This is a genomic window from Mangrovimonas sp. ST2L15, from assembly GCF_001280515.1.
GTDB classification, from domain to species: Bacteria; Bacteroidota; Bacteroidia; order Flavobacteriales; family Flavobacteriaceae; genus Mangrovimonas; species Mangrovimonas futianensis.
This window is the reverse complement of sequence record NZ_LBIQ01000004.1, coordinates 1-863: the sequence shown is the minus strand read 5'-3', so window position 1 is coordinate 863 and position 863 is coordinate 1. Positions and strand designations below refer to the sequence as shown.

The 863-nt window shown below is 51.4% G+C and carries 1 pseudogene; it reads right to left on the bottom strand.

Annotation, left to right across the window (positions count from 1 at the left end):
• Positions 1 to 863: pseudogene (locus ZA07_RS16075) on the bottom strand (hypothetical protein); the annotation flags it as partial.

Below are 863 nucleotides of genomic sequence, written 5' to 3'. Positions count from 1 at the left end.
CTTACCTCAATACTCTGGGTCACGGCCCCGTTGCTCCACTGATAGCCCTCACCACCGGTTGCGGTCAACACAACTGTGGATCCTACTTCCATGCTCACATCTGATCCTGCATCGGCAGTTGGTAAGGCATTGACGTTGACAGTCACACTGGCGCTTCCGCTCTGCTCTCCTTGGCTCACGGTCACTGTATATTCCGTAGTGGTATTTGGTGATACCTCAATACTTTGGGTAGTGGCACCGTTGTTCCACTGATAGCTCTCTCCTTCTGAGGCGGTCAATACAGCAGTACTTCCCTCACAGATGGTTACATCATCTCCTGCAGATACAACCAATTCTGGTGTTTCAGGTTGGGTCACTGTAACCGTTACTGAATCTGTGGAAGAACACTCGCCGGTTGTTACCGTTACCTCATAGGTCGTGGTTGCCGATGGGCTTACCTCAATACTCTGGGTCACGGCCCCGTTGCTCCACTGATAGCCCTCACCACCGGTTGCGGTCAACACAACTGTGGATCCTACTTCCATGCTCACATCTGATCCTGCATCGGCAGTTGGTAAGGCATTGACGTCGACAGTCACACTGGCGCTTCCGCTCTGCTCTCCTTGGCTCACGGTCACTGTATATTCCGTAGTGGTATTTGGTGATACCTCAATACTTTGGGTAGTGGCACCGTTGTTCCACTGATAGCTCTCTCCTTCTGAGGCGGTCAATACAGCAGTACTTCCCTCACAGATGGTTACATCATCTCCTGCAGATACAACCAATTCTGGTGTTTCAGGTTGGGTCACTGTAACCGTTACTGAATCTGTGGAAGAACACTCGCCGGTTGTTACCGTTACCTCATAGGTCGTGGTTGCCGATGG